At 75.9% G+C, this 4268-nt stretch carries 3 protein-coding genes and 1 pseudogene; all 4 read right to left on the reverse strand.

Translation table 11 applies throughout. The annotated features are described in order from the left end of the window. A pseudogene (locus tag ACOV8S_RS19865) lies at nucleotides 1–589 on the reverse strand (FHA domain-containing protein); the annotation flags it as partial. 46 nt (nucleotides 590–635) lie between these two features. Next, nucleotides 636–2006 carry a vWA domain-containing protein gene (locus ACOV8S_RS19870; protein ID WP_448319136.1) on the reverse strand — a complete coding sequence of 457 codons (1371 nt, stop codon included), beginning with the start codon at nucleotides 2004–2006 and terminating at the stop codon, nucleotides 636–638. 49 nt (nucleotides 2007–2055) lie between these two features. Next, nucleotides 2056–3249 (reverse strand): PP2C family protein-serine/threonine phosphatase, encoded by a 1194-nt coding sequence (locus ACOV8S_RS19875; RefSeq protein WP_448319137.1) that lies wholly within the window; start codon nucleotides 3247–3249, stop codon nucleotides 2056–2058. An 11-nt stretch (nucleotides 3250–3260) separates the two neighbouring features. Next, a partial coding sequence (locus ACOV8S_RS19880) for a tetratricopeptide repeat protein (protein WP_448319138.1) occupies nucleotides 3261–4268 on the reverse strand: 1008 nt, incomplete at its 5' end.

The raw sequence follows: 4268 nt of genomic DNA on the forward strand, positions 1-4268 counted from the left end.
CAGCACCCGGCCCGCCGGGACCGGAACCGGGGCCGCCCGGGCCCCCCGGCGGCGGCAGCGTCCAGTCGTCGCCCGCCGGGGCCCCGGGACCGCGCCCGGGTTCGTAGAAGGAAGGCGGCGGCCCGCCCGCGCCCGGACGTCCCTGCTGGAAGGAGGCGGGCGCGCCCCCGGCCTCGCCGCCCAGCGGCTCGGCGGGACGGTTCAGCTGTGAGGGCCGCGAGGCCTGGTACTCCGACGGGTCGGGCTGGTACGCCCTCCCCCCGGGAGGCGGCGGCGCCTGGCCGCCGGGACCACCCGGTCGGCCCGGGCCCCCGCCGTACGACGGGGGCGGCGGCGTGTAGGAGGTCGCCGTGTTGGTGAGGAAGTTCCACCGGCACTCCTCGCAGAAGGGCGCCAGCCCTTCGCGGGGCGTGCGGCACTGCGGGCAGAGCTCCGGCGCGCGGCCCCCCTGGCCGCCGCCCGGCGGCGGGAAACCGTATCCGCCGGCGGTCGGCGGAGGCGGCGGGGGCACGGCACCCGCCATGCGGTGACCGCAGACCTCGCACCAGTCGTCGGAACCCGACTGGTGTCCGTTCGGGCAGGTCGGCATGTCGGCGCTTCCCCCTCTCCCCCCGGCCGCTCGGTGGCCGGCTCTCTCAACTCTCGTGCGGTCGCCGCTTGACCCGTACGGTCTTGGTGGACCGGGTCTCCAGTGTCATCTCGTCGGCTTCCGCGACCTTCGTCTTCAGTCGCACAGTACCCGCCGCTTCGTCGACCACGTCCACCACCTTCGAAAGCAGTTTCGCCGTATCGGCGTTTCCCGACAGTCCGGCCAGCTGCACGGCCCGCCCGAGTTTGGCGGTCGCGGCGTCCGCGTCGCCCGCCTTGCGCGCCTCCAGTCCCTGCTGGATGGCCGCGGCCAGCTCGGCCTGCCCCGTGTAGTGCGCCACCTGCGGATCGATGGAGGTGGAGGCCGCCAGGTCGTCGGTCCACACCGCCCGCACCAGGCCCTGCGCGCCCAGGCTGTCGGCGCCGCCGTCGGGGCGCGGCACCACCAGCGAGACGCGGGCGGCGAGCATCTCCCGGCCGATCTCGGCGGGCGGCACCTCCACACAGACGTGGTAGTCGCGTGACTCGTCGCCCCATGACCCGGTCGGGTAGTCCCCGGCCCGCGGTCCGGCCTCGCTGCGGCGGTCCGTCAGGTCCTCGACCGAGGGCGCGACCTGCTTCACGAAGCGCAGCCGCGCGCCCGCCGGGGTCCACAGGCGCAGCGCGACATCGGCGACGCCCTTGCCCATCGCCGTCTCCATCATCGAGGTGAAGTCGGCCGCCAGGTTCTGCGGGTCGGCGACGATGTCGGCGGTGCCCAGCAGCGCGGAGGCGATCGCGGTCACCTCCTTGACCTCCCAGTCGGTGCCCACGCCCCGCGCGTCGCAGGTGAAGCGCCCGGAGCAGTGCTCCAGCGCCGACGCCAAGGCCTCGGCGGTCTCGTGCTCGTTGCGGCCGTCGGTGAGCAGGATGCCGTGCCGGATCGTCACGTCGGCCGACGACAGCAGGCGGTCCGTCAGCCGCAGCCAGGTGCCGATGGCGGTGCCGCCGCCCGCGGTGAGCCGGCGCAGCGCCTGCTTGGCCTGCTCACGGGTGTCCGGCCCGGCGACCGCGAGCCGCCCCTCGCCGGGGTAGACCTCCTGGGCGACGTGGGTGCCGCCGACCACCGCGAACCTCACCCCGTCGCGGAGCGTGTCCACCGCGGCGGCGGTGGCCTCCCTGGCGCCGCGCATCTTGGCCGGCGGGTAGTCCATCGAGCCGGAGCAGTCCACCATCACCACCACGGCGGCGTCCGGACCGCCGCCCGGACCGCCGTGACCCCCGGCACCGCCGGCGAAGGCGGGGCCCGTGAGGGTTCCCCCGCCGCTCGCCGTGACGGTCACCACCGCGTTGACCTCGCCGGCCCCCTCCGGCAGGTACTCGTTCTGGTAGACGTCCACGGAGAACCGTGGCACGTCGGGTTTCGAGAGAATCGCCATGCGTGTTTCGCCCCCTCGCGCGCCCGCGGCTCCCTCGGCCAGGCACGCCTCAGCCGGATCCTGCCCCCTTGGCGGGGCCGGGGAACGGCACCACGGCCACTGTTACGTTGTCGTGGCCCCCTCCGTCCAGGGCGTGACCGACCAGGACCCGCGCACTGTGCAGCGGGCGGGTCGCGGCGTCGGCGGGGAGGATCTCGGCCATCTGCGCCGCGGCCTCGGCGTAGTTCCACAGGCCGTCCGTGCAGACCACCACCACACCGGGCCGGTCCGGCTTGAACGAGGCGGTGTGCGGGTCCAGTTCGTAGGAGTCGGCGCCCAGCCAGCCGGTGATCGCGTGGGCGCGCTCGTCGGCGTACGCCTGTGCCTCGCTCATCAGGTTGGCCGCCACCATCTGCGCGGCCCAGGAGTCGTCCTCGGTGAGCCGGGCCGGGGCCGAGCGGTCGTCGGGCACCCAGTAGGCGCGGCTGTCGCCGACCCAGCCGACCACCAGCAGGCCGTCGGTGACGACCGCGGAGACCAGGGTACAGGCGGGGGCGTTCTGCTGGACCGCGTGCTCGCGGGCCTCGGTCGGCTCGCCGGCCAGCGCGTCGACCGCGCGGGCGGCGGCCAGGATGGCCTCGTGCATCGCGGTCTGCGGGTGGGTGCCGCGGGGCAGCGCCTCGCACAGCGTGTCGGCCGCGGTGCGGGAGGCGGCGGCGGAGGCCTCGTCGGGCCGGGTGGCCGAGGAGACGCCGTCGCAGACCACGGCGACCGAGGCCGGGGTGCCGTCCGGGAGGGCGGCGACGGCCAGGGCGAACGCGTCCTCGTTGCGGTGGTGGCGCAGTCCGCGGTCGCTGACCGCGGCGACGGGCCCCGACTCCTGTTCCATGTGGTCCCGTTCGCGCGGCTGGGCGTGGCCGCAGTTCTCGCAGTATCCGTCCCGGTCCACCCGGCCGGCCCGGCACGCCACGCAGGCCTGCCCCGCGCCGGGGGCGGCCGCCACGGCCTCCCTCGGGTCCGCGGAGCGCGGGGCGGGCGGCTGCAGGGTGAAGCCGTCGGTCCCGGGATCGGCGGCGGCCGGTGGGGCGGCGGGCGGCGCGGACGGCGTGTCGTCGCGCGTCTGCAGGGCGACCGTCGGCGTGTCGGCCGCCGGGGCCGCCGCCGCGGACAGGTCCATGCCGCAGGCGCCGCAGAAGAGGTCGGCCGGCTCCACCGGCTCGGTGCAGCCCGGACAGGCGGACAGACGGTGCTTGTCGGCAGTCATCGGAGGCACCACTACACCCACGTCCGGGGACGGTAACGGTTGGCGCGTTCCACCAGGTCGATCCTCTCCTCGCCGCCGTCCGCGAGTCGGGCCAGCGTGCGGTACGAACGTTCCAGGCCGAGACGGAGTCCCCGCTCGTCCAGTACTTCGCCGAGTACCCCGCGTCCGGACGCCGCCGGTGCGGAGCCCCGGCCTCCGGAGAGTACCCAGTCGAGCGCGCAGCCCAGCACCTCCGCGGAGAGCCGCTCACGCCGCACGGCGTCCAGGCCGTATCCGCCCAGCGCCTCCACCTGCGCGGCGGCGGCGGTCAGATCGTCGAGGAACCGCGTGTCGGCGCCCACCACGGTACGCCCCCGCAGACGCGCCCGGACGGCGGCGACCCGGGCCGCGGTGTAGTGGATCGACGCCTCCGGCACGGACTCCAGTGCGGCCACCGAGCCCTCCCGGTCGCCCGACGCGAGCCGTACCCGGGCCAGTGCGAACGCCGCGCTCACATAGCTCGGATCGGTCGACCAGACCTGGCGGTAGTACTCGGCCGCGTTGTCCAACTGCCCCAGCACCTCGGCGCACAAACCCAGTGCCAGCTTCGGCGCGGGCTCGCCGGGGAAGGCGTCGTAGAGGGCGTCGAAGGCCAGCGCGGAGGCCACGTACTCGCCGGTGACCAGGGACGTCACGCCCCGGTACCAGACCACCCGCCAGTCGTCGGTCTCCTCGGCCGCCACGCCGGTGAGCTCCTGCACGGCGACCGCCGCCTCACCCGCCTCCAGCCGGGCGCGCACCAGTCGCAGCCGGGACTCGGGGGAGGGCGAGGGCGCCGCGGCGAGGGCGGCGATCAGCTCCTGGGGAGCCGCGGTCGTCAGCGCGGCCAGGAAGCCGGCGTTGGGGTCGTCGGGGTTCACCAGGGGCACCGGGAGGGCCAGCGCGGCGGCCGCCGCGTCCACCGGTTTCACCGGTCCGGGTGACACCGGGGGTGCGGGCGGCGCGTCCGGCGGGGGCGTGGGGACCGGACCGCGCTGGGC

This window comes from Streptomyces sp. CO7 (genome assembly GCF_053474865.1).

Excerpts from the sequence above, each read along its gene's own strand:
- ACOV8S_RS19870 (WP_448319136.1), bottom strand. The coding sequence starts at position 2,006 with ATGGCGATTCTCTCGAAACCCGACGTGCCACGGTTCTCCGTGGACGTC.
- ACOV8S_RS19875 (WP_448319137.1), bottom strand. The coding sequence starts at position 3,249 with ATGACTGCCGACAAGCACCGTCTGTCCGCCTGTCCGGGCTGCACCGAG.